Source organism: Capnocytophaga gingivalis (assembly GCF_002302415.1).
GTDB lineage: Bacteria > Bacteroidota > Bacteroidia > Flavobacteriales > Flavobacteriaceae > Capnocytophaga > Capnocytophaga gingivalis.
On record NZ_CP022386.1, the window covers coordinates 2725315 to 2750549 of the forward strand.

A 25235-nucleotide genomic window follows, 5' to 3' on the forward strand; every position below is an offset into this window, starting at 1 on the left:
CTCTAGAAACTAATCACTAATCATTAGTCACTAATCACTAAATTATGTGGTCATATTTTAACATTATTACCTACCTCACTATAGCCTTATGGCTTTTAGCAGGAGGACTTATTTACAGCAAGAGCAAAGCCCTCCGAAGCTTGGCTGTCATTAGTCATTTGGTGGCTACGATGGTCATAGGAGGCTTTATCATTCTTCTGTGGCAGAACTTGGAACGCCCTCCTTTGCGTACCTTGGCGGAGACACGTATATGGTATGCCTTTTTTATGGGGCTGATAGGCTATGCAATCTTCCTGCTCTATAGGCAGAAATGGATGCTTAGCTATTCGTCTGTAATGGGAACCGTTTTTGTAGGGCTCACTTACACACACCCTGATACGATGAATAAAGCGCTGATGCCTGCGCTGCAGAGTGTCTGGTTTATCCCGCATGTGATCGTTTATATCTTTGCTTATGCTATGCTGGGTATGGCTTCCCTGACAGCTTTTTATGGCATCTATCGGTATAAGAAAGGACAGGAAATACATTCAGTTTTTGCCATTACTGACCAGCTTATCAAGATAGGTTATGTATTTCTTACTTTTGGTCTACTCTTTGGTGCTCTCTGGGCAAAAGAAGCATGGGGACACTATTGGACTTGGGACCCTAAGGAGACATGGGCTTTTATCACTTGGTTAGGATATTTGGTGTATCTGCATCACAAATATAATCACAAGGAAAAGAAACCCTTACAAAGCTTTATTATTGTAGGAGTTGCCTTTGTCTTGCTTCTTATCTGCTGGTTTGGCGTTAATTACCTTCCTACCGCCCAGATGAGTGTACATACTTATTCGGGATAGAGATCAGTGGTCAGAGATTAGTCATTGAACATTAATCATTAATCATTATTTTTTTGTACTTTTGCCGATTGAAAAATTAGATGTCTATGAACTTTCATGTTCCTACTATGGCAGAGCTTAGCGCACAAGGGATTAAGCCCGATGTCCTTTTCTGGATAGGTTGTGCAGGCAGCTTTGATGAGCGGGCACGCCGAGTAACCAAGGCCTTTGCTAAGATTCTTCACAAGGCAGGGGTTTCTTTTGCTGTGCTTGGTGCAGAGGAGGGCTGTACAGGTGATCCTGCCAAGCGTGCTGGAAATGAGTTTCTTTTCCAGATGCAAGCCTTGACCAATATAGAAACGCTTAATAACTATGGTATTACAAAAATAGTAACTGCCTGTCCTCATTGTTTCAATACATTGCGTAACGAATATCCATCCTTGGGAGGACACTATGAGGTATTGCACCATACACAGCTTATTCAGCAGCTCTTGGAAGAAGGAAGACTCAAGGTCGAAGGTGGAATGTTCAAGGGGAAACGTATTACTTTTCACGATCCTTGTTACTTAGGACGTGGTAATGGGGAATATGAGGCTCCACGAGTAATTTTAGAAAAACTCGAAGCAGAGATTCTGGAGATGAAGAAAAGTAAAGCACGTTCCTTCTGCTGTGGAGCAGGGGGCGCGCAGATGTTCAAAGAAGCCGAAAAGGGTACCGGTGAGATAAATAATGCCCGTGCTGCTCAGGCCTTGGAGGTACGTCCTGAGATCATAGTGACAGCTTGCCCCTTTTGCAATACTATGCTCACTGATGGGGTGAAGAACCAACAAAGAGAAGTAGTCCCCGTAACTGATATTGCCTTGCTTATAGAACAAGCAGAAGAACTATAATATATTAATGCCAATAATGATTAATGTTCAATTTCTTACATTCATTAATCATTGAATATTAATTTTCATGGGAAGTAAAAACAAACTAAAACGCTTTAAAGAAAACGAAACATTTGCCAATGTAATACAGCCTAATAGGGAAGAGGTCTTAAATGGAAATTTTTCTCTTAAAGGGACATGGGCAAAGGATGCCTTTAACAATACAAATCCTATTGTATTAGAATTAGGATGTGGCAAAGGAGAATATACAGTGAATCTGGCAAAACAATATCCAGACAAGAATTTTATTGGAATAGATATCAAGGGAGCTCGCTTTTGGAGAGGAGCAAAAACAGCCTTGGAAGAGCAGATTGATAATGCGATGTTCCTAAGAACTCAAATAGAACTCATTGATTATCTTTTTGCAGCAGAGGAAGTATCTGAAATATGGATTACTTTTCCTGATCCTCAGATAAAGTACAAGCGTACCAAGCATAGGCTTACCAATGAGGATTTCCTAAGCAAGTATAAAAAGATTTTATCCAAAGAGGGTATTATTCACCTAAAAACAGATAGTGAGTTCCTACATGGATATACTTTAGGACTACTTCACGGAATGGGGCAAGAAGTGCTTTATGCCAATCATAATATCTACCGAAATGAGGGAGCACCTTCTGAAGTGCTAAGCATACAGACCACTTATGAAAAGCAATATTTAGCACAAGGAAAACCGATTACTTATATCCGTTTTCGTCTACGATAATCAAGAAAAAGAGGCTACCCTTTTCGGACAGCTTCTTTTTTATTATTTTTTAGCATCAGCTAAGAACTTTTCTAAGCCAATATCGGTAAGAGGATGCTTGAGTAGCCCTAAGATTGCCGAAAGGGGAGCAGTGATCACATCGGCTCCGATCTTAGCACATTCTATGATATGCATAGTATGTCTTACAGAAGCAGCCAGTACTTGAGTCTCGTAGCCATAGTTATCATAGATTAGGCGAATATCGGCAATAAGCCCTAAACCATCAGTGGAGACATCGTCCAATCGACCAATGAAAGGGGATACATAGGTAGCTCCAGCTTTTGCTGCCAGTAGTGCTTGTCCTGCTGAAAATACCAAGGTACAGTTGGTACGGATTCCTTTTTGAGAAAAATAGCGAATGGCGCGTATGCCATCTTTGATCATAGGTACTTTTACGACAATTTGTGGGTGCAGTGCAGCCAAGGCTTCTCCTTCTTTGATGATTCCTTCGTAGTCAGTGGCAATAACTTCTGCAGAGACATCCCCTTGGACTATTTCACAAATATCTTTATAGTGTTTGAGAATGTTAGCTTCTCCTTTGATGCCTTCTTTGGCCATTAAGGAAGGGTTGGTAGTTACACCATCCAAAACACCTAAGTGCTCAGCCTCTTGTATCTGGGATAGGTTGGCTGTATCAATAAAAAACTTCATTGTTATAATTTTTTTACAAAGGTACTATTTTCTTTTGAATTAGCGTCTTAAAAACCAAAAAAAATATTTTTTCTTTTTCTGGAAATATTCGTATCTTTGGCTTTTATTTTAATACTCAAAAAGAGTCGTATATGGGAACTTATATAGAAGGGGATCGCGATTTCGAAGAAATTCCCTCACTCAGTGCTAAGGCATTGCGTATCAATTTGAACAAACGTATCTATGGCACCTTCTCGGAGATAGGTGCTGGACAGGAAACAGTGCGTTATTTCTTCCGTGCAGGAGGAGCATCAGGCACTATAGCCAAGGCGGTGAGTGCCTATGACAAGAATTTTAGTGATGCTCTCTATGGTGCTGAGAAGGACGGACGCTATGTGACCGAAGGCCGCCTAAAGAAAATGCTCACCCATGAGATCAAGCTCTTGGAAGAACGTTTGCCAAGAGAAAAATATCCAGATAAGCTCTTCTTTACCTATGCCAATACGGTTACTACGATTGATTTTGCTAAGCGTTACAAAGGTCATGGCTGGGTAGGAATACGCTTCCAAACAGAACCAGAAGGGGGGTACAATGATATTATTCTGCATATTCGCTTCCACCAGATAGAAACTCGTGCTCAGCAAGAAACACTTGGAAAGTTGGGTGTCAATCTTATTCATAGTGCTTTTTATAAGGCTGATAAGCCTCATAGTATCATCAGGTATCTGTATGACCATATTGATAAGGATCTTATCGAGATTGATATGATTAACTTCTCAGGTCCTAAGTTCGCCAATGTAGACAATCGCTTGATGAGTCTACAGCTTATCAAAAATGGAATGACCGAAGCTGTAATGTTCGATGCTCAGGGGAACAACCTACTTCCCGCCGAAGAGTTGTACAAGAAAAATATACTGACCATTAGGGGTAGTTTTCGCCCTGTAGCCAATGTGAATATCGATATGTTGGAACGTTCCTTGGAGCTATTCCTCAAGGAAAAAGGAGTAGAAAAGGACAATACAGAAGTGATTTTTGAGATTACTCTCTCCAATCTCTTAGCTTCAGGGGAGCTGGACGAACAAGATTTCATGGACAGGGCGCGTATTCTTTCCTCTTTGGGCTACAAGGTACTTATCTCCAACTTCAAGGAATATTATCGCTTAGCTGAGTATTTCTCCAATTATACCAAAGCACAGATGGGAATGGTCATGGGGGCGGACAATCTTATTGCAATTTTCAAGGAGGAGTATTATACTCATCTGAGTGGCGGAATTTTGGAAGCCTTCGGTAAGCTCTTCTATAGGGATATCAAAATCTATCTCTATCCGATGCGGGATAAGGATACAGGACAGATTATTACCAGCAATAATATTCAGGTACCTCCTCGTATGAAGGAGTTGTATAAATTCTTCAAGTTCAATGAAAAAGTGGTGGATATACATAACTATGATGCTAAGAACTTGGAGATTCGTTCGCGTGATATTGTTCAGAAGATAAAGAATGGAGAGGATGGTTGGCAATCTTCTTTACCACAGGGAGTCGCCGAGATGATTGAGACATATGGCTACTTTGGCTGGAAGAAAAAATAAAAGAAATAGGCTGAAATTCTTGCGAATCTCAGCCTATTTTCATTTCTGGAAAATAAAAGAATTGAATTATTTTTTGTATTCCTCTCTAAGTTTCTTAGCGGTAGCTACCATAGCTTCCAAGGCCAACTTAGTTTCTTCCCAATGGCGTGTCTTAAGTCCACAGTCTGGGTTTACCCATAGGTTGCGGAAAGGTACCACGGCAATGGCTTTTTTCATCAGGTGATACATTTCTTCTTCAGAAGGCACACGTGGGGAGTGAATATCATATACTCCAGGACCTATCTCATTAGGATACTTGAAGTCGGCAAATACATCTAAGAGTTCCATTTGTGAACGAGAACATTCGATGGTGATAACATCGGCATCCATATCAGCAATGGCTTCTATCATATCGTTGAACTCGGAATAGCACATGTGCGTGTGTATCTGTGTCTGGTCTTCTACTCCTGAAGCAGAGATACGGAAGGCCTTGATAGCCCAGTCAAAGTAAGTTTGCCAATCAGCCTTGCGTAGGGGCAATCCCTCACGAATAGCAGGTTCATCTATCTGGATAACTTTGATACCAGCTTTTTCCAAGTCAACTACCTCATCACGAATAGCAAGGGCTATCTGAGTGGCAGTCTCTGAACGAGGTTGGTCATCACGTACGAAAGACCATTGTAGGATAGTTACAGGACCTGTGAGCATTCCTTTTACAGGGAGCTTCGTAAGAGACTGAGCATATCGACTCCAGCGTACAGTCATAGGCTCAGGACGGGATACATCTCCGTAGATGATTGGAGGTTTCACACAGCGTGATCCATAGCTCTGTACCCAGCCAAATTTGGAGAAGGTGTACCCACTGAGAAGCTCTCCGAAGTATTCCACCATGTCATTGCGCTCAAATTCTCCATGTACCAATACATCAATACCGGTTTGCTCTTGCCAACGGATAGATTCTTCAATTTCTTTCTCTAACTTCTTGTCATAGTCAGCTTTAGAAAGAGTCCCTTTGTTGAAGGAAGCTCTCCAAGAGCGTACCTCTGGGGTCTGTGGGAAAGAACCAATAGTAGTGGTAGGGAATAGAGGCAAGTGTAGGGCTTCTTCTTGTACCTTTTGGCGAGTACCAAAAGCACTCTTACGCTTGCTGTCAGCATCGGTAATTGCTTTTACACGTGCTTTTACAGCTGGGTTGTGGATAAGAGCAGAGGTTCTGCGGTTTTCTGCTGCTTTTTTGTTTTCCTCGAAAATAGCTTTTACCTCTGGGCTAAGGTCATGACCTATGGCAATAGCTTTAAGAGTAGCAAGTTCTTTTACTTTTTGTTTGGCAAAAGCCAACCATTGTTTGATCTCTGGAGTAAGTACCTTTTCATTGTTCTCAAGCTCTAAGTTACAAGGAGAGTGCAACAAGGAGCAAGAAGTACCTATATAGATACGATCATCACTGATCACTTCTCTTACCTTTTCTATAAGAGCTAATGAATGTTCGAAGTTGTTCTTCCAAATATTACGTCCGTCTACTATACCAATAGAGAGTTTTTTGCTCTGAGGAAGAGCTTTTAGGACACTATCAAGCTGTGCAGTAGCTCTTACCAAATCGATATGAAGTACATCCAAAGGCAAGGATACTGCCAGTTCAGTATTATTCTCTAATGCTCCAAAATAGGTAGTAAGGATGAACTCTGTATTGGCGAATTTTTGTTTGATTTCGGTATATACTTTTCGGTAAGTCTCTTCAGCGCCTTTAGGAAGGTCAAGCACAAGGTAAGGCTCATCTATCTGGATAGTTTTGGCTCCTGCATCTACCAAGCTTTGAATAATTTGGATATATACAGGGAGTAGGCGATCGGCTAAGTCCAAGCGGTGGAATCCGGCTTCTTTTTCCTTCCCTACCAAGAGGTAAGTAACCAAGCCTAAAAGTACAGGTTTGGTCTCAAAGCCATGCTTTTTAGCTAAGTTATACTCGTTCAAGGGTTTGTTTACCTTTATAGAGAAACTTTGGTCTTTGGTGAATTCAGGAACGATATAGTGGTAGTTGGTATCAAACCATTTGGTCATTTCAGAGGCAGTAACATCAATACCGTCTTTCTGATAGCCACGCGCTATGGCAAAGTATTGTTTGAGTTCCGAAAGACTCTTGGTAGGGGCAAAACGCTCTGGGATAGCATTGAGAGTAAAAGACAAATCCAAAACCTGATCATATAAAGAAAAATCATTGGATGGAATCAGATCTATACCAGCTTCTTTTTGCAAAGTCCAGTTGTGTACTCGGATATTTTCCGCTACGGCAAGGAGCTCTTCCTCTGTAAGATTCCCTTCCCAGAATGCTTCATTGGCCTTTTTTAATTCACGTTTTTCTCCAATACGTGGATAGCCTAACACATTAGTTTTCATATTTCGCTTTAATTTATTTACTTACTTATTAATTTATTATTCATAGTAAAAACAATCTATTTTTACTTTCAGGGTGCAAAGATATAATATAATATTCTAATAACAAAATTTTTTTCAAAAAAAAATTCTAAAAATAAAAATACTTACATGATAAGTGAGAGTAATATGATTAACTTTTTCTATTTATCTACAACAAAAGCAAAAAAATATATAGTATTTATTGTTTTATCAGTATAAATAAAAAGTTTGCAGCATTGTGGGCTAAAAGGGAAGTTGTAAACAATGTCTGAAAGTTTTCAACACTATATGTTAGTAAGTTAGTTCGAACATTAACATATTGTTATAGATGGATTAAGAGGGAAATTGCGATATTTGCACACAAATAACAATAGATACTAATTTATTTAAAAAGATGAACACATGTAAGCATTGGCTGTGTTTGTTTGCTTTTTTGATGGTAGCAACACTCTCAGCGCAAACTATTACAGGAACTGTAATTGATGGGGAACTAAAGGAGCCACTCTTAGGGGCTAATGTCCTCATCAAAGGGACTTCCCATGGAGCTTCTACGGACGAAAATGGTAAGTTCACCCTAAAGACTACACAAAAAAAAGGGATATTGGAGGTCTCTTTTATTGGGTTCAAAACTCAAGATGTCCCTTTCACCATTGTCAAAGGAAAGGCTTCTATTCAGATTACACTTCTTCCTGATGCTCAAGAACTCACAGGAACTACAGTGATAGGCAATACACTTATGGATATTGCTAAGGAACGCAAAACTCCAGTGGCTGTCTCTACCATACGTGCAGCTGATATAGTGAACAAAATAGGAAACCAAGAATTTCCAGAGCTACTGAACAAAACTCCTTCGGTGCATGCTACTAAGTCTGGAGGGGGATATGGCGATTCTAAAATTAATATCCGCGGCTTTGGTAACGAAAATATTGCTGTAATGATCAACGGAATGCCTATCAATGACATGGAAAATGGTAAGGTGTACTGGAGTAACTGGGCGGGTATTTCCGATGTGACTTCCTCTATGCAAGTACAGAGAGGCTTAGGGGCTTCTAAGATTGCCATAGCTTCGGTAGGAGGAACCATTAATATTGTAACCCGTGCTTCTGATATGCAAGAAGGCGGAACTGTATCAGCTTCTTTAGGAAATAATGGTTTCTACAAAGTAATGGGAGCTTATAATACAGGAAAAAGCAAGAAAGGATGGTCTTCTTCAGTATTGCTCAGCCGTACTGCGGGAGCTACCTATGTCAATAGTACCGATTTCGAAAGCTATAACTATTTCTTTGCTTTGGGCTATACTCCCAATGAAAAACACTCTTTCCAATTCATGTTCACTGGAGCTCCTCAGTGGCACCACCAGAGAAGTACTCATATTACTATTGCAGATTACCTAAAGTATGGAGAAGATGGTAAGCCTAATCTTCGCTACAATTCAGATTGGGGTAACTACAAAGGAAGCGAATTTAACTTCCGTAGGAATGTATATCACAAGCCGGTTATGATGCTCAACTGGGATTGGAATATCGATGACCAATCTTCCATCAGTACAGTAGCTTATGCTTCTTTTGGTCGCGGTGCTGGTACACGCGATGCTGGATCTGCTTGGACAGGCTCTTTCCAACAGGATGGGCGACCTACAACTTTGACCGCTTCAAACTTTAGAACAGAAGATGGCCAAATTGATATGGAAAGAATTATTAACTACAATCGTGGAGAGGATGTATCTGCTCCTAACCAAACAGTAGCAGTACATGGAACTCCTTATGTGGCTAATGCTTATAGAAGAGTAACTATGCCAAATGGTAGAACTACTGGAGTAACAGAAGGTTTTGCAAGAAAAGCAGCGGTGAACTCTCACAACTGGTTTGGTTTCTTAACCAGCTTCAATCACAAACTCTCTGAAAAATTCTCTTTCAGTGTAGGTCTCGATGGGCGTTACTACAAGGGATATCACTATGAAGTACCTAGCAATCTCTTAGGTGCTGAGTATTTCCAGGACAATTCTAATAAGAACCTAACCTCCCCTCGTAATATTAGTTATACACTTTCTGACAAACCTTCTTTCAATCCTTTCGGAGGTAATATAGAGAGTTTAGACAATCAGATTACTTTTAGTAACGATGGTAATGTACGTTGGTTAGGTGCCTTTGGTCAGGTGGAGTATACCACCCAGAAACTCTCTGCTTTTGCACAATGGTCTAGCTCTATACAGGCTTTCCAGAGAATTGATCACTTCCTTAAGCCAGGTACTTTAGCTCTAAAAAACAGACCTGAAACAGCTCAGCCTGAAACAACTACTTACAAAAGTATCCCTGGCTATAATATGAAAGCAGGAGCTAACTATAATATAGATGAGCACCACAATGTGTTTGTCAATGTAGGATACTACTCTCGTCAGCCTTTCTTTAACTCTGTATATCCAAATTATAAGAACTTTGTCAATCCTAATCTTACCAATGAAAAAATATTAGGTTTGGAACTTGGATATGGATTCAGATGGCAGAGTATCTCTGCTAACCTCAACGTATATCGCACTTCTTGGAAAGATCGTTATGTACGTCGTGACAACTGGGATGGTAATACTCGATACTTTGCCGAGATGCTTGGGGTGACTGAAATTCACCAAGGGGTAGAGCTTGATGCAGCTTACCGTATCAATGATTATGTAAAGGTAAATGGTATGTTCTCCTTAGGAGATTGGTTCTACCAAGGGGGGGCAAGAGTGAATACTTTCCTTACAGAGGATAATTCAGAATATATACTTTCAGGGAAGTCTTCTTCTCAGTTCGATGTTGATTTGGATAAGCTCAAAGTGGGCGAATCTGCTCAGATGACAGCCAACCTTGGAGTGGTGGTAACTCCTTACGAAAACTTTAATATTGACCTAAGTTGGCACTATGTCAATAACTTATATGCACGCTTGGATATTACTTCTTTAGTAAGAAGCTCTCAAATATCTAGCTTGAAGTTGCCTCAGTACAACCTTTTCGAAGGAGGAGCTTCTTATAAGTTTGTCTTTGGTAAAAAACAAAAACAAGCTGTAACAGTATTGGCCAATGTAAATAACATCCTTGATACTACTTATATTTCTGAATCGGATACCAACCAAGTAGTAGATAATAACACAAGAGATACTTACAAAGGTATTGATGTAAGAAACAGAGTATTCTTTGGTTTCGGTCGTACATGGAATGTAGGATTGAAATATCAGTTTTAGTCTGTCATAACTATAAATAGAGAGGGGCGCCGCTTGCGGCGCCCCTCTTTTTTACCTTAATTTCTGTCTGATTTATCCGAACCAAGATTTTATCTTGCCAAAGAATCCCTTTGGAAGGATATCGATGCCTAAACCAAAGTTACTATCTCCTATACTGTGATAAGCTTCTTGGATACTTTGGATTTTATCCAAAGTAATCTCTATATTTGTTAGAGGATTATAGAGTATTTCCACCTTTCCTGAAGTCTTATCAATTGTCTTTTTGCTCGAATAAGAGAAAAATTCATTGGAGAGCTCCAACTCTTGGATGGTGTATTTCTCCTTGGTATTGATAGGCTTATCAGCATAGAGCTCTATCAGATAATGCTCACTGTCATAGTTGTGCCAATAGCTGCTGTCCTTGTGGCGGAAGTCTATAAGATCTTTCTTTAGTACACTATGGTCAAAATACATAAGGAACTCTTCGCCTTCTTTGTTCGTAAAGTAAGGCTTTAGGATGGTAGCCTCATAAGCGATAACCAATTCGTTTTCCTCCTTGTCATCCTTTTCTATCTTGATACTTACATCCTTGAATATCTCCCTGATATCCTGTTCACTACGATCGTTTACGTAATTGAGATTATAGAAAAGGAATCGATTCCAACCATCTATAAGTTCCTTCTTATTGGTCTGTTTGAAGTAGCCTCTCATATTGTTGGCACGGTTGTAGCGATAGGTAGTTCTAAGGGTTATTTTTCCTTTTCCTTCCTGAACGACTACTTTGACATGCTCATCTATACAAGGCAGTGCAAAATAGGTAGGTTTTCGGATACTTAGGGTAGCATTTTCCTTGATTTCCATATAGTGGCAGAAGCTAAGCACTGTCCTTTTTTCCAATCGACCAAACTCATTGCGAGAGGTAGCATCTACAAAATAATCTTCTCCCTTGTAGTGTATCTTGACAATTACATGATTGAAGGAGAGTAGGGAAGGAAGGTAGTATTTTAGGTAAAAATCTGCGTTATAATTTACCAGTACCACACTCGCTTCTACACCTAAGTAATCAAGAATGGTTTTTAGCAATACACATTTAGCTTTACAATCTCCTTGCTTATTGTGATAAGTAATAGCAGGCTCTTGAGGCTTGTGCCCATTCATCTCATCTGCATTGTAGGTATAGTAGATGTTATTCTGTACATACTCAATAGCAAATTGGATCTTCTCATCCAAGGTAGCAAGTTTGTCTAATTTTTCTATCAAGTCAGGAGCAAAGCTTTTCAGATCCGATTGTTCTAATACATCCTTATACAAGGGGTAGATATAGTTCGAGAGATCTTTCCAAGTGCTCTCAGTAGCAAAGTCGATGAAGGGGAAGATCTCTCTATTGGGATCTACAGGATTGATATAGTTGGTGTGTTTGATCTCCAATACTTCTCCTTTTTCTAAGTACTTAATAGGTTGGTCTAAGGCATTGCCCTCAGCATCACGAAAGAAAAATTCCTTGTAGGCTACTTTTTTCTCACGATTGTTGATGAATTTGTAATGGTAGTGCCCATAAGCCCAATACGTATCAGGAGTGACAAATATATGTTTGACAAAATCACGACGGACAAACTCCTTTTCTGAAAATACTTTAGTACGTGAATCCTCTAAAATAAGAATATCATAGAGCCTAAGGTCACGGATGGAGACATTTATTTTCTTGGATTTACTGATGACACCTCCATTGCTATTATTCTCATTGTCAAGTACTTTTATATTGGTATCAGGGAGCTTATCTATATATTCTCCTTCACGAATAACCGCTATACGATTGATTTCGTAGTACTCATTCTCTTCCAAAATCATATCGTTCACCGAAGCACGTTCTAAGTTCTCCGGTTGGGTAAGGGTGTAAGCCATTAGGGCATAATCGGTATTCTTCTGGTCATCTACATAATAGTATTTATTAAGTAGATAGCAGAAGTCTCTCCCTTCTTCTATTTGCTCTGTAGCAAAATCAGAATCTTTGCAGATTTCTATGATTTGCGCATCGGTTAAGGTATTTGCCCACTCTGGAGCAGATGTTATCTTATACCCTTGTTCTACTTCCATATTTATTTTTTTTTCGTTTTTTAAAAAATTAATGATTAATCAAAAGCAAAGATACGTAAAAAATCATTATATACCCATAAAAAGTTTCAGAATGTTGAGATAATTAACATATAAACCTCTCTTTTCAATACTTATTTTACTTTTATTAGTAATTGGGTAGGCTTCAACCAAATAGTTTTTATACAGATCTTTTGAGTGCTTCTATTGTCTTTTTAGGGTCAGGAGCATTGAATACAAAACTTCCTGCCACTAATACATCTGCTCCAGCTGCCACAAGCTTAGGTGTATTGGTTGCATTGACACCACCATCTACCTCTATCAAGGCTTTAGAGTCTGTCTTAGTAATGAGTTCTTTGGCTTGATTTACCTTTTTATAGGTGTTTTCTATAAAGGATTGTCCTCCGAAGCCTGGGTTTACACTCATGATAAGGAGCAAATCTACATCAGTAATGATATCTTCCAAGACTGCTATAGGAGTATGAGGGTTTAGAGCAACTCCTGCTTTCATTCCTTCCTGTCGGATAGCTTGTACCGTACGGTGTAGGTGAGTACAAGCTTCATAATGTACCGAAAGAAAGTTGCTTCCCAGCTGGGCAAAAGTATGAATATAACGATCAGGGTCTACAATCATAAGGTGCACATCCAATGGTTTTTTGGCATGTTCTTTGATGGCTTTTACCACAGGCATCCCATAAGAGATATTCGGGACAAAGAGCCCATCCATAATATCAAGATGAAACCAGTCTGCCTGACTTTCATTGACCATTTCTATATCTCTTTGTAGGTTGGCAAAGTCAGCCGCTAAAAGTGAAGGAGCTATCAACATGAGGTGGAATTTATAAATTTCAATTAGGATACAAAGATACGTTTTTTTTTAAGCTTTCAAAATAAAATAAGAAAAAATGTCATATTTATCTTTGTCACTCTTCTTTAGCTACTTGTCAGAGAACCTGACAAATAGGCTTTGTAAAAATATAAAATATGTTATTAAAAATGCATTGTAGCTAAATATAGTTATATTATCTGTTTTATATGTTAAAAAAAATTAATTAAATATAATTTGGAATGATTTTTGTTAATACATTTTTTCCTGTAGAGGTGAATGACAATTCATCTTCATTCATAACAATAGACAATTAATTATTAATTTATAGATGAGACAACTTAAAATTACCAAACAGGTTACCAATAGGGAAACAGCTTCTTTGGATAAGTATCTCCAAGAGATAGGAAAGGTGGATCTGATCTCCGCTGATGAGGAAGTGGAGCTTGCCCAACGTATCAAAGCAGGTGACAAAATAGCCTTAGAACGACTCACTAAGGCGAATCTTCGCTTTGTGGTTTCGGTAGCTAAACAGTATCAAAATCAAGGGCTTACGCTCCCTGACCTTATCAACGAAGGGAATATGGGACTGATCAAGGCTGCCCAACGTTTTGATGAAACTCGCGGATTTAAGTTTATTTCCTACGCTGTTTGGTGGATTCGTCAGTCCATTCTACAGGCGCTGGCCGAGCAATCTCGTATCGTTCGCTTGCCGCTGAATAAGATAGGCTCTATCAACAAAATCAATAAGATGTATGCCTACTTAGAACAGACTCACGAGCGTGTCCCTTCTGCTGAGGAAATTGCTAAAGAATTGGATATGTCCGTGAATGATGTAAAGGAGTCTATGAAAAATTCCGGACGACACATCTCCATGGATGCGCCTTTGGTAGAAGGGGAGGATTCCAACCTATATGATGTCTTGCGCAGTGGGGAATCTCCCAATCCCGATAAGGAACTGATGCATGAGTCGCTCAAGACTGAGATAGAACGTGCCTTGGAAACCCTTACACCTCGCGAAGCGGACGTGATTCGCTTATACTTTGGCTTAGGGGAAAACTATCCTATGACCTTGGAGGAAATAGGTGAAACCTTCGAACTTACTCGCGAACGTGTACGCCAAATCAAGGAAAAAGCGATCCGTAGGCTCAAGCATACTTCTAGAAGTAAAATCCTAAAGACGTACTTAGGATAGAACTGTTTTGAAAAACTGTTTTTGTGTTTTTTCATGTTAATTAATTTAATTTGATTAAGGTGTTGGAGAATTCTTACTCCAACACCTTATTTTGTTTCATATCTTATAAAATATTTAATTTTGCTTGTTATTTGAAAAAAAATGACTAACTTGCGCCTTGTTATTATTTCATTAGATGAAGTTGCACAAATTCTTTACTTGTATTCTATTGACAGCTCTCTTTATAGGCTGTACCACTAAATCGGATACCTATTATAATCGTCAGTTTCGTATGATTCCGACGATGTATAATGTCTTGTACAATGGTAATTTAGCTCTTGAGGAAGGAAAAAAAGAACTTTCTGAAAAGCTTGTTGAAAATTATTTTGAAATTCTCCCTGTAGAACTCGAAGCGCTTTCAGAAGGCTATCAGCTCAAAGGGGAAGGCAATGCTCATTTTGATAGGGCTGAGGAAAAGGCTATCAAGGCTATTCAGCGCCACTCTATGGTTTTCGATGGCAAACAAAAAAACAGAAAGATTGACGATGCCTATATGCTCTTGGGAAAAGCTCGTTATTACAATGGCCGCTACTTGCCTGCCTTAGAGGCTTTTAATCATTTGCTTACCAACTATGGGGAAACTAACCAACGGTACAATGCCGCTGTGTGGAGGGAGAAAACACATATACAATTGGGAAGGGAACAGTTGGCAATTTCTTCTATTGAAAAACTCCTTGAAGAAGAAAAACCTAAGCGTAAGGAACGGGCTAACCTACATGCCATTCTCGCTCAGGCATATATCAATCTCAAACAATATCCTCAAGCCATTCAGGCACTGAAACTTGCCAGTGTGGAGACTCGTAACAAAGCACAAAGAGGACGCTATCTCTTCATCACAGGACAGCTCTTCGAGGCCACTGCTCAGCGGGATTCCGCCCAGGTATATTATCAAAAAACAATCGATCTTAATTGGAATATCCCTCGCCGACTATGGGTGGAGGCTCAGATAGGTAAGGCACGTACTCAGAGACTCTCTCCTGAAGAAAAGATCGCTTATGTAGAGAAGTTGGGCAAAATGGAAAAACTCTATGAGCATAAGAACTTGCTGGATTTGGTATATTTCCAACATGCTCTCTATGCCGAGGGGGAAAACAAAGATAAGGAAGCCATTGATTACTTTTTGCGATCTTTGGCTAAAAACAAAGAAAATGAAGGTCTAAAGAAGCGTACTCACGAGCATTTGGGCGAACTCTACTTCAAGTCTAAAAAATATCCTTTGGCTTACAATCATTATGATAGTACTTTGGTCTATATCCCTAAGAATACACTTGAATACCTCTATATGCGTAGGAAAAGGGATAACCTCTCTCAGATAACTGTTTTCGAAAATACAATCGCTAAGGCCGATAGTCTCTCCCATATCATGAAAATGCCTCAACAGGAGAGAATAGCTTATTTCCAAAAACATATAGATTCTTTACAACAACCTGAAAGCAAACATACTGTAGCAATCACAGACTTTGGAAAGGTAGTGCGTCATCAGGCACAGCCTTCTCAGGATGGTTTTTACTTCTACTCACCTCAGACAGTTGCTTATGGAAAACAAGGGTTCAAAGAGCAGTTTGGGGATCGCCCTCTTGTGGATAATTGGCGTTGGTCTCATCAGTTAGTTGTAGAAAATATAGCTGAAAATCAAAAAGATAGTCTTTCTTCCAAAACAATTACTCCTGAAGAATACCTTAGCAAGCTTCCTTCCGAGGAGCAAATGAAGCAATTGGAAAGGGATAAGGAAATGGCTCTCTATGGGGTAGGGGAACTCTACTGGGAAAAGTTTAAGGATGAGAAGCTCGCCAAGGATAGGCTTACCCAACTTCTTGCAATAACACACGATGATAAGCTAAGGGAAAAGGCTCTTTACCAATTATATAAAATACACCAACAAAACCACCCCGCTCAAGCAGAAGCTTACAAAAACCAGCTACTGGCTGCTTATCCTACTTCTGAATATACTAAGGTGGTTACAGGTCAGGTGAGTACCAATGAAAAACAATTGCAAGAACAATTATCTCAGTTGCAACAACAGTTTGATAATCAGCAATATCAAGAGGTGATCGCAGCTATTGATGCTCAAAAAGCAGCTTTCAAGACTTCTCCTCAAGCCCCTGACTGGGAACTCCTTCGAGCCAAGGCCTTAGGTAGGTTGGAGGGGAAAGAAACTTATGTAAGAGAGTTAGAGGCTATAGCCAAGGAATACCCTAATACCAAACAGGCTGATTATGTGAATGAATCTCTTGAGGTACTTAAAAAAGAAGAAAATAAGCCTGATTTCGATACAGATCAGAAGGCTTCTTCTTGGAAGATTGTCTTAGAGCATTTTGATAATGAGGCTCAGAAAGAGCAACTTAAGAATTATTTAGAAGAAAATGGCTTTGCTTATATCTCTATGAGTAACGATGTCTACGATGCTAATGAGCAATGGACTGTCCTTCACGGCTTTATGTCACGAGAGATGGCCGAGAGATTTGTCGAAAAGATCAACGCTTTCTTCCAAGAAAAGCAACAAGAAAAACTGCCGAAGGGGAAAAAGAACAAACAGGAAGAAAAAAATGAAGAAAAAGATAGGTTTTTCAAAGAATTTTTCGTAATTTCGTCAGAAAATTATGCGATACTTCAGATGTACAAAAATAAAGAAGAATATTTAAAAAAATAACTTACAATGTTTAATAAAGAAAATAAAAAAAATATGGCAGTAGACAATTCAGTAGCGGGAAGTAACCGCATCGTAGCAGGTACCAAAATCAAAGGTGAAGTAAATTCAGGTGCTGATTTCCGTATAGATGGGGAAATAGAGGGAACGATACAAACCTCTGGCAGACTTGTAGTAGGAAAAACGGGTGTTATCAAAGGAAATATAATCTGTACCAATGCCGATGTAGAGGGCACGATCAATGGAACTCTGGTGGTAAAAAGTACTCTTAGCCTTAAGACTACTGCAGTTATAGAAGGAGAAGTACAGACCGATAAGCTGGCTATAGAACCAGGGGCAGTCTTCAATGTGACTTGTAAAATGGGAGTGAAAGGAGGGGCTACTTTTAGCAATGAACCAGCAAAGAAAGAACTTAAATAATTGGGTCAAATTTTCCCAAATAGGTATTCAAATGGCGGTAATTATAGTTCTTTGTACCTATTTGGGAACTTATTTAGACGAAAAATTCCTTAGTATATCCCCTTGGGGTACTGTATTAGGGGCACTCTTTGGTGTGTTTGCTTCTCTGTATACCGTCATAAAGCAAGTAAATCAAATGAAAGATTAATTTTAAGATTTAAGAATATGAGAAAATACTTTCTCTGGGGCTTTTTTTGTACATTACTTGCACATGCTCAAGATCCTTCACAGGCACAACTCTTGGATGATGAGCAGATACAAAAGCAATTCCCTACTAAGATACAGAGAAAATTAGGAATAACCTATCCTATTGTGAAGGTTTATACCTATCAAGATAGGGAGGGTAAACATTTTTGGGTATTTACAGAGAACAAGCTCTATGATTCCTCCTCAAAAAAAGAAAAGAATTATAGAAGAAATAGTGAAGGTGAGGTTATTAATGACAAGATTAAGGCCTTTCATCTTATAGAAGATAAAGATGCTTTTCGTCAGGTAAAGCTACTTTATGACTATCGCCCTGAGTGGGAAGGATGGGAATTCTCTATTTGGTTTTGGACAAAGTTCGTTTCTTTTACCGACTTGGACAAGGATGGTTATGTGGATCCTGTCATTGTCTATGGGGCTACTCCTACCGATGGAGATCCCGACCGTGCAAAGGTTAAAATTTTAGCTTACCACAAGGGGAAGAAAACGGCTATTCGCCATCAGGATTCTCCAGATGATATAGGAAGGGAAACTCAAATAGATGCTTCTTATTACTCTTTGCCCAAGCCTATTCGTCAAAGGATCTTTGATACCATCAATCGTTTGCAAGAGAATCAACTTACATTGTTTAATCCTGAGGATTTTAAAAAGTTGAAAAAATAAGAAATTGAATCAGTGGAAAATAATAATAAATTATGAACTTATTAGAGAAAAGTAAAACAAATGCGCAATCGTGGCTTACTCCAGCCTTTGATGCTGCTACACAAGAGACTGTACGTCAGCTCCTTGAAGGAAATCCAGAGGAGTTGATAGAGTGTTTTCACAAGAATTTGGAGTTTGGTACAGGAGGGATGCGTGGTATCATGGGAATAGGTACCAATCGCATGAATCGCTATACCTTAGGCAAAAATACACAAGGACTTAGCAATTACCTAAAAAAGGTATATCCCAATGAGCAAGTAAGGGTGGCTATTGCTTATGACTGCCGTCATAATTCACAAGAATTTGCCAAGATAGTAGCAGATGTCTTCTCAGCCAATGGGATTAAGGTATTTCTCTTCTCAGAACTACGACCTACTCCTGAACTTTCTTTCGCCATTCGCTTCTTAAAATGCCACAGTGGAGTGGTGCTTACCGCTTCTCACAATCCTCCGGAATATAACGGATATAAGGTATATTGGACAGATGGTGGACAATTGGTACCCCCTCAGGACAAGGAGATTATGGAAGCAATTGATAAGATTCAGTTTTCTGATATTCAGTTTGTTGCAGACGAATCTCTTATCGAAAAGGTGGATAAAGAGGTGGATGAGGCTTTCATAAATGCTTCTCTTGACAAGGCTAATTTCCCTATCCAAGGAAAAGCAGATTTGAAGATTGTGTATACCCCTCTACATGGTACTTCTGTAACGATTATTCCTAAACTCTTTGAGCGTGCGGGCTATACCTCACTACACATAGTAGAAGAGCAAGCTACTCCTGATGGAAGTTTTCCTACTGTGAAATCGCCTAATCCAGAAGAACCAGAGGCGCTTACCTTGGCGCTCAAGAAAGCAGAAGAAGTCGGCGCAGACATTGTATTTGGTACGGATCCAGATAGTGACCGTATAGGAATCGCTGTACGAGACCTTCATGGCAAGATGGTATTACTCAATGGAAACCAAACTATGCTCATGATGACTAAGCATCTCTTGGACAAGTGGAAAGAAAAAGGAGAAAAAACTGGACATGAGTTCATCGCTTCTACTATCGTTTCTACACCACTGATGCGAGGATTAGCTCAGGGATATGGAGTAGAATATAAGGAAGGGCTTACTGGCTTCAAGTGGATTGCCAAGATGATTAAGGATTTCCCTAACCAGCAGTTTATCGGTGGGGGAGAGGAAAGTTTTGGCTTTATGGTAGGAGACTTTGTGCGTGACAAAGATGCAGAAACATCTTCCCTATTGGCGATGAATATTGCCGCTGAAGCTAAGGCTAAAGGAAGTTCTTTCTTCAAGGAAATGCTCAAAATGTATCAAGAATTTGGATTATACCAAGAGCATCTGATCTCAGTAGTGAAGAAGGGGGTAAGTGGAGCTGAAGAAATTGCTCAAATGATGAAGAATCTCCGTGAAAACCCTGTGAAAACTCTTGTAGGAGAGCAGGTGGTCCGTATAGAGGATTATCAGACTTCCGTAAGTAGAAATCTTCTTACAGGAGAGGAGACGAAAATTGATATTCCAAAATCCAATGTATTGATTTATTATACTGATAAGGGAACTAAGGTCGCAGCACGCCCTAGTGGTACAGAGCCTAAAATCAAGTTCTATTTCAGTGTCAATGCACCCCTTCCTTCTGTTGAAGCTTTTGAGCAAACACAGAAAGAACTTCTAGACAAGATTCAGAAAATTGTCAAAGAATGGAACTTATAATAACCAAATGATTTAGGTAAAAGATTGATTTTCTTATATATTATTGAATGAACGTAGCCAATATCAAACGACTCTATCCTTATGTATTGCCTTATAAGAGGTATATATTTTTGAATATTTTCTTTAATGTTCTCTATGCACTTTTTAGCTCTTTGTCTTTTGTAGCCCTAATACCTATGTTGGAGGTGCTATTTGATAACAATGCAAGGATCTATCAAAAACCAGTGTATAAGGGGATATCGGAAGCTAATACCTATTTTAAGGAATATCTGAACTATCAGGTAACACAGCATACAGGAGGAGATCCCGTACAAGCACTTTCCTATATTATTGCCTTGGTATTATTTTTATTCTTTTTGAAGAATATTTTTAATTACTTAGCCATTATTTTTATTAATCTTTTACGTAATGGAGTGCTGAAGGACTTACGTGATATGATGTATAAGAAAATCATTTCTTTGCCTATATCCTATTTTTCAGAAAAACGAAAAGGTGATGTAATCGCACGTATCACAGGCGATATTAATGAATTTCAGGTTTCTTATCTTAGCATATTAGAACTAATTGTAAGAGAGCCTCTTACAATTATCTTCACTATTATCATTATGTGTGGAATAAGTATGAAATTGACTCTTTTTGTCTTCATTTTTATTCCTTTGGCGGGATTAGCTATTTCACGAGTAGGAAAGTCGCTTAAAAAACATTCTGGACGTATACAAGCCGAACAAGGGTATTTTCTTTCTATTATAGAAGAATCTATCACAGGGCTGCGTATTATTAAGTCCTTTAATGCTCAGAAGGTCTTTATAAAGCGCTTTACTGACTCTACTAAGCGTTTTCTATCTCATGCGAACAATCTTTCTTATCGCCAGAATTTGGCCTCTCCTATTAGTGAATTCTTAGGGATTTTAGCTATAGGAATTCTCTTATGGTTTGGAGGTACTATGGTGTTGGTTGATAAGACTTTAGGAGGTTCAGAGTTCATTGCCTATATGGGATTAGCTTATAATATTCTTACTCCTGCAAAGGCAATTAGTAGAGCTTCTTATCAGCTTAGACAAGGAGATGCTGCTGCTCTTCGTGTATTGGAGGTGATTCATGCTACTAATCCTATTTTTGATAAGGAAAATGCTCTTGAGAAAAAAGATTTTCAGTCAACTATCTCACTCAAAAATATTTGGTTTAAGTATGACAACGAATATGTCCTAAAGGATTTTTCTTTGGAAATTCCTAAGGGGAAAACAGTGGCACTGGTAGGACAGTCAGGGAGTGGAAAGAGTACAATTGCAAACCTGATTGCTCGCTTCTACGATGTGGATAAGGGAAGTATCTCTTTCGATGGAATAGATATCCGCGATATCAAGATTCATTCTCTTAGAGACCTTATAGGAATTGTTTCTCAGGATTCTATTCTCTTCAATGACACTATTACAAATAATCTCCTTATAGGAAAGGCAGATGCTTCTTCCCAAGAAATAGAGGAGGCTGCCAAGGTAGCTAATGCCTACAACTTTATCAATGATCTACCTAATAAGTTCCAGACCAATATTGGAGATATGGGTGGAAAGCTCTCCGGCGGACAGAAGCAACGCTTGAGTATAGCCCGTGCAGTGCTGAAAAATCCTCCTATTATGATACTGGATGAGGCTACTTCTGCCTTGGATACTGAAAGTGAAAAATTAGTGCAGAATGCCTTAGAAAAAATGATGCTGAATCGTACTTCTGTAGTTATTGCACACCGTCTTTCTACGATTCAAAATGCCGATATTATTGTGGTGATGGAAAAAGGAAAAATCATAGAACAAGGAAATCACACCTCCCTGATGGCCAAAAATGGCACATATCGCAAACTTGTAGAAATGCAATCTTTTAGTGAGTGAAATCTGGAGAATGGAGGGTGAAAAGAATCATTGTTTTGCCCCACATTTATGGCAATATAAGGCATCATCGGGTAGGGGATAGGTTCCACAATGTCTACAGTAACCATGGGTGTGGCTATGGGAGTACTTGGTGGGGGCAGTTCTGTGAGAATAATGAGGCTTTTGTTCCTCCTTTTTTCTATAGAAACGCGAGTACTCAGAGGTGACAATACCTGTAGGTACAGCTATGATACCATACCCTAATATCATGATGATTGAAGCCATAATTTGTCCAAAAGTAGTGGTGGGCACTACATCTCCATAACCTACAGTGGTGAGTGTTACAATACACCAATAGATACTACGAGGAATACTTGTAAAGGCCTTGTCATGGGGCTCTATCATATACATAAGTGCTCCTAAAATAACACAGAGTACCAGTACAAAATAGATGAATACCAATATCTTAGTCTGGCTATTCTTCAATGCCTTTCTTAGCTGATTGGCCTGCTGGGTGAACTGCACCAAGTCTAAAATCCTAAAGATACGTAATAGCCTAAGAATGCGGATAATAGATAAAAATTTGGATTCTACTACAAAGAAAGAGAGGTATACAGGTAAGATAGAAATTAGGTCTATAATACCATAAAAGCTAAAGATATATCGCTTCCACTTTGGGGTACAGATGATGCGCAGGATATACTCTATAGTGAAGAAAATGGTAATCATCCACTCCAATACTACCAGTAGAGTGTGTATATGTTTGTCTACAGTTTTGATACTCTCAAAAATGGCTAAAAAAACACTCACAAGGATAAACCCTAAGAGAATAAGGTCAAAAAGCTTTCCTGCAACAGTGTCTCTACCATAGATAATGGTAAAAGCCTTTTCTTTTAGGAGTTCATATTTTTCTTTTAGTGCTTTTTTCATTTTAGATTGTATAAAGAAAAATCCAATGAAAGGCCTTTCATTGGATTTCTAACTTCTTATTTAACAGAATTCGTTATAAGCAGCTTCTAAGTTTTCGGCGATTACCTCGGCCATACGCCCCTCTATATGGTGTCTTTCCAACATATGCACGAGCTCTCCATCTTTGAAGAGGGCAATGCTTGGAGAAGAAGGAGGAAAAGGAAGCATATAATCTCTCATTTGTGCAGTAGCCTCTATATCAAAGCCTGCAAAGACAGTCACCAAGTGATCAGGTTTCTTAGCATTTTTAAGGCTTAACACTACTGCAGGGCGAGCATTTCTTGCCGCACAACCACATACAGAATTTACCACAACAAGGGTAGTACCAGGGCGCTTAATAGCCTCATCTACACTTTCTACACTGTGAAGTGATTCAAAACCAACACTTTCAAGCTCCGCTATCATAGGAGCCACTATTTCAGGTGGATACATAATTTTTAGTATTATTTATTCGCAGGGACAAAGGTACAAAAAATTAATGATTAATGGTGAATAGTGAATTGTTAATTTTTTTAGAGAAATAATCCTTTTAAAAGTGTAGGGGATTGGAAAAAAAGTTGTACTTTTGCAAGGGAAATCTTTAAAAGGGATTCTATGAGAAAGTTATTATTCTTTTTGTTGTTTCTTCCCTTATGGGCTGGAGCACAAGGTTTTGATGATTTTGAATATTGGGGAGTAAGGGCGGCCTTTACCCATACCAATCGTTCCCATAACTTGGGCTTTGTAGGGGCGTCTCTCAATACAGAGTATAACTGGGTAAGCCGTTCGCTCTATGCGGGAGTACATTTGGGGGCACAAAACACTTTTACCGAAGAGGGTCGTAAGCAGTCCAAAATGGAAATAGTGCCTGAGATAGGGTATGAGTTTAGCCTTGTCCTCTTAGGAATAGGTGCTTCGCTCAATACCCATGCCTTCCAACCGCGTGTAGGGCTTTCTTTTTTCAATATTCATCAGGCCTATGTGGGATATTCGCTTCCTTTCCGCCGAGATGCAGTTTTTAAGGGACTGACCTTTACCCTGATACTGAATTTCTCTAACGCAGAAAGCAGTAATGATTTGAGGCTGTGGTAATTTAAGAAAATTTCATAATAATATAAATAGTAAATTAATGGACCAAGAAATAAAGCTCAATACCATAGAAGAGGCTATTGAGGATATCAAACAAGGGAAAATCATCATCGTGGTAGATGATGAAAACCGTGAAAACGAAGGGGATTTTATCGCAGCCGCTGAAAAAGTGACTCCTGAAATGATTAACTTTATGACTCAGCATGGGCGAGGCTTACTCTGCGCACCTTTGTTGGAGAAGCGTTGTAAGGAATTGGGCTTGGACATGATGGTGGAGAACAACACCGTACTGCACCATACCCAATTTACGGTTTCTATAGACCTCAAGGGAGAGGGCTGTACTACAGGAATTTCCGTATTTGACAGAGCTAAGACGATTAAGGCATTGGTAAAACCTCAGACCAAGCCAGAGGACTTTGGTCGCCCAGGGCATATATTCCCCCTCAGAGCTAAAGAAGGTGGGGTACTTCGTCGTACAGGCCATACCGAGGCAGCGGTCGATTTGGCGCGCTTGGCAGGACTCGAACCTGCAGGGATTCTTATTGAGATCCTCAACGAGGATGGTTCTATGGCACGCTTGCCACAACTTGTGAAAGTAGCTGAGAAACATAATCTTAAAATTATTTCCATAGAAGACTTGGTAGCCTATCGTATGCGTCATGATAGTCTTATTGTCAAAAAAGAAGATTTTTCGATAGATACGGATTATGGACAATTTCGTCTTCGTGCTTATGAACAAACTACCAATGGACAGATTCACTTGGCTTTTACCAAGGGTACTTGGGCTAAGGACGAACCGGTGCTTACCCGTATTCATGCCAACTTTATTAGCAATGATATTTTGGATCTTTTGTGCAAGAAAGACAACGAACTTAATCGTATCTTCCAGCAAATAGATGCGGCTGGCAAAGGGGCTTTCATAGTCATCAACCAAGGAGCTTATTCTCAAAATCTTCTTCATCGTATCCAAACCATCAAGGAGGCTCAGGAAGGCAAGCAAGCCCCTTCACAAGTGCCTTCTTCTCAGGTGAAGGATATAGGAATAGGTGCTCAGATCCTTATCGATCTAGGTATCTCTCATATGAAACTCCTTACCAACTCTGAGCCCTCTCGCTATATAGGGATGTCTGGCTATGGGTTGGAAATAACCGATTATGTAAACTACTAAG

The 25235-nt window shown here is 39.3% G+C and carries 20 protein-coding genes; 14 read left to right on the forward strand and 6 right to left on the reverse strand.

Annotation, left to right across the window (positions count from 1 at the left end):
- The first annotated feature begins 44 nt into the window (after positions 1-44).
- The 3 genes from ccsA (at position 45) to trmB (ending at position 2450) form a co-directional block, all read left to right on the forward strand.
- Positions 45-839 (forward strand): cytochrome c biogenesis protein CcsA, encoded by a 795-nt coding sequence (gene ccsA, locus CGC50_RS13115; protein ID WP_095911163.1) that lies wholly within the window; start codon positions 45-47, stop codon positions 837-839.
- A gap of 80 nt (positions 840-919) precedes the next feature.
- Positions 920-1708 (forward strand): (Fe-S)-binding protein, encoded by a 789-nt coding sequence (locus CGC50_RS13120; RefSeq protein WP_198541615.1) that lies wholly within the window; start codon positions 920-922, stop codon positions 1706-1708.
- 67 nt (positions 1709-1775) lie between these two features.
- Complete coding sequence (trmB, locus tag CGC50_RS13125; protein ID WP_095911165.1) at positions 1776-2450, forward strand: tRNA (guanosine(46)-N7)-methyltransferase TrmB; 675 nt, start codon at positions 1776-1778, stop codon at positions 2448-2450.
- Between the two features lie 42 nt (positions 2451-2492).
- Here trmB and fsa read toward each other — a convergent pair whose 3' ends face one another.
- Positions 2493-3140 (reverse strand): fructose-6-phosphate aldolase, encoded by a 648-nt coding sequence (gene fsa, locus CGC50_RS13130; RefSeq protein WP_002667824.1) that lies wholly within the window; start codon positions 3138-3140, stop codon positions 2493-2495.
- Between the two features lie 131 nt (positions 3141-3271).
- Between fsa and CGC50_RS13135 the strand changes: the two genes are divergently transcribed.
- A complete protein-coding gene (locus tag CGC50_RS13135; RefSeq protein ID WP_095911166.1) occupies positions 3272-4708 on the forward strand; it encodes a nicotinate-nucleotide adenylyltransferase in 1437 nt (478 codons plus the stop codon).
- A 66-nt stretch (positions 4709-4774) separates the two neighbouring features.
- On the opposite strand, the gene metE is transcribed toward CGC50_RS13135, so the two are convergent.
- Positions 4775-7081, reverse strand: a complete 2307-nt coding sequence (metE, locus tag CGC50_RS13140) for a 5-methyltetrahydropteroyltriglutamate--homocysteine S-methyltransferase (protein WP_095911167.1) — start codon at positions 7079-7081, stop codon at positions 4775-4777.
- Between the two features lie 412 nt (positions 7082-7493).
- On the opposite strand from metE, the gene CGC50_RS13145 reads away from it, so the two are divergent.
- Positions 7494-10316, forward strand: a complete 2823-nt coding sequence (locus CGC50_RS13145) for a TonB-dependent receptor (protein WP_095911168.1) — start codon at positions 7494-7496, stop codon at positions 10314-10316.
- A 72-nt stretch (positions 10317-10388) separates the two neighbouring features.
- On the opposite strand, the gene CGC50_RS13150 is transcribed toward CGC50_RS13145, so the two are convergent.
- Both CGC50_RS13150 and rpe read right to left on the reverse strand, forming a co-directional pair.
- Positions 10389-12389, reverse strand: a complete 2001-nt coding sequence (locus CGC50_RS13150) for a DUF3857 domain-containing protein (RefSeq protein WP_095911169.1) — start codon at positions 12387-12389, stop codon at positions 10389-10391.
- Positions 12390-12567: 178 nt separating this feature from the next.
- The gene (rpe, locus tag CGC50_RS13155; RefSeq protein WP_095911170.1) at positions 12568-13215 is read right to left on the reverse strand and encodes a ribulose-phosphate 3-epimerase; all 648 of its coding nucleotides are present in this window, start codon (positions 13213-13215) and stop codon (positions 12568-12570) included.
- Positions 13216-13543: 328 nt separating this feature from the next.
- Here rpe and CGC50_RS13160 point away from each other — a divergent pair, with 328 nt between their 5' ends.
- From CGC50_RS13160 to CGC50_RS13190, 7 genes are all read left to right on the forward strand, one after another.
- On the forward strand, positions 13544-14407 hold the full coding sequence (locus CGC50_RS13160) for a sigma-70 family RNA polymerase sigma factor (protein WP_002667816.1): 864 nt from the start codon (positions 13544-13546) through the stop codon (positions 14405-14407).
- 175 nt (positions 14408-14582) lie between these two features.
- Positions 14583-17096: a type IX secretion system periplasmic lipoprotein PorW/SprE gene (porW, locus tag CGC50_RS13165; RefSeq protein ID WP_232781146.1), complete on the forward strand. Its 2514-nt coding sequence runs from the start codon at positions 14583-14585 to the stop codon at positions 17094-17096.
- A gap of 6 nt (positions 17097-17102) precedes the next feature.
- A complete protein-coding gene (locus CGC50_RS13170) occupies positions 17103-17513 on the forward strand; it encodes a bactofilin family protein (RefSeq protein WP_095911171.1) in 411 nt (136 codons plus the stop codon).
- Positions 17485-17700: an AtpZ/AtpI family protein gene (locus CGC50_RS13175; protein ID WP_040359823.1), complete on the forward strand. Its 216-nt coding sequence runs from the start codon at positions 17485-17487 to the stop codon at positions 17698-17700. Before CGC50_RS13170 ends, CGC50_RS13175 begins: the two co-directional genes overlap by 29 nt.
- A 17-nt stretch (positions 17701-17717) precedes the next feature.
- Complete coding sequence (locus CGC50_RS13180) at positions 17718-18419, forward strand: M949_RS01915 family surface polysaccharide biosynthesis protein (protein WP_095911172.1); 702 nt, start codon at positions 17718-17720, stop codon at positions 18417-18419.
- Between the two features lie 32 nt (positions 18420-18451).
- Complete coding sequence (locus tag CGC50_RS13185; protein WP_095911173.1) at positions 18452-20170, forward strand: phospho-sugar mutase; 1719 nt, start codon at positions 18452-18454, stop codon at positions 20168-20170.
- Between the two features lie 47 nt (positions 20171-20217).
- Entirely contained in the window at positions 20218-22050 is a 1833-nt protein-coding gene (locus CGC50_RS13190) for an ABC transporter ATP-binding protein (RefSeq protein WP_095911174.1), read from the forward strand.
- Positions 22051-22077: 27 nt separating this feature from the next.
- Here the strand turns inward: CGC50_RS13190 and CGC50_RS13195 are convergent, their stop codons facing one another.
- Together CGC50_RS13195 and CGC50_RS13200 are read right to left on the reverse strand one after the other, a co-directional pair.
- Entirely contained in the window at positions 22078-22959 is an 882-nt protein-coding gene (locus tag CGC50_RS13195; RefSeq protein WP_095911175.1) for an ion transporter, read from the reverse strand.
- A 60-nt stretch (positions 22960-23019) separates the two neighbouring features.
- Positions 23020-23430 carry a BrxA/BrxB family bacilliredoxin gene (locus CGC50_RS13200; protein ID WP_095911176.1) on the reverse strand — a complete coding sequence of 137 codons (411 nt, stop codon included), beginning with the start codon at positions 23428-23430 and terminating at the stop codon, positions 23020-23022.
- Between the two features lie 162 nt (positions 23431-23592).
- Between CGC50_RS13200 and CGC50_RS13205 the strand changes: the two genes are divergently transcribed.
- Together CGC50_RS13205 and ribB are read left to right on the forward strand one after the other, a co-directional pair.
- The gene (locus CGC50_RS13205; RefSeq protein WP_095911177.1) at positions 23593-24069 is read left to right on the forward strand and encodes a hypothetical protein; all 477 of its coding nucleotides are present in this window, start codon (positions 23593-23595) and stop codon (positions 24067-24069) included.
- Positions 24070-24106: 37 nt separating this feature from the next.
- Positions 24107-25234, forward strand: a complete 1128-nt coding sequence (gene ribB / locus CGC50_RS13210; protein WP_095911178.1) for a 3,4-dihydroxy-2-butanone-4-phosphate synthase — start codon at positions 24107-24109, stop codon at positions 25232-25234.
- The last annotated feature ends 1 nt before the right edge of the window (position 25235 follow it).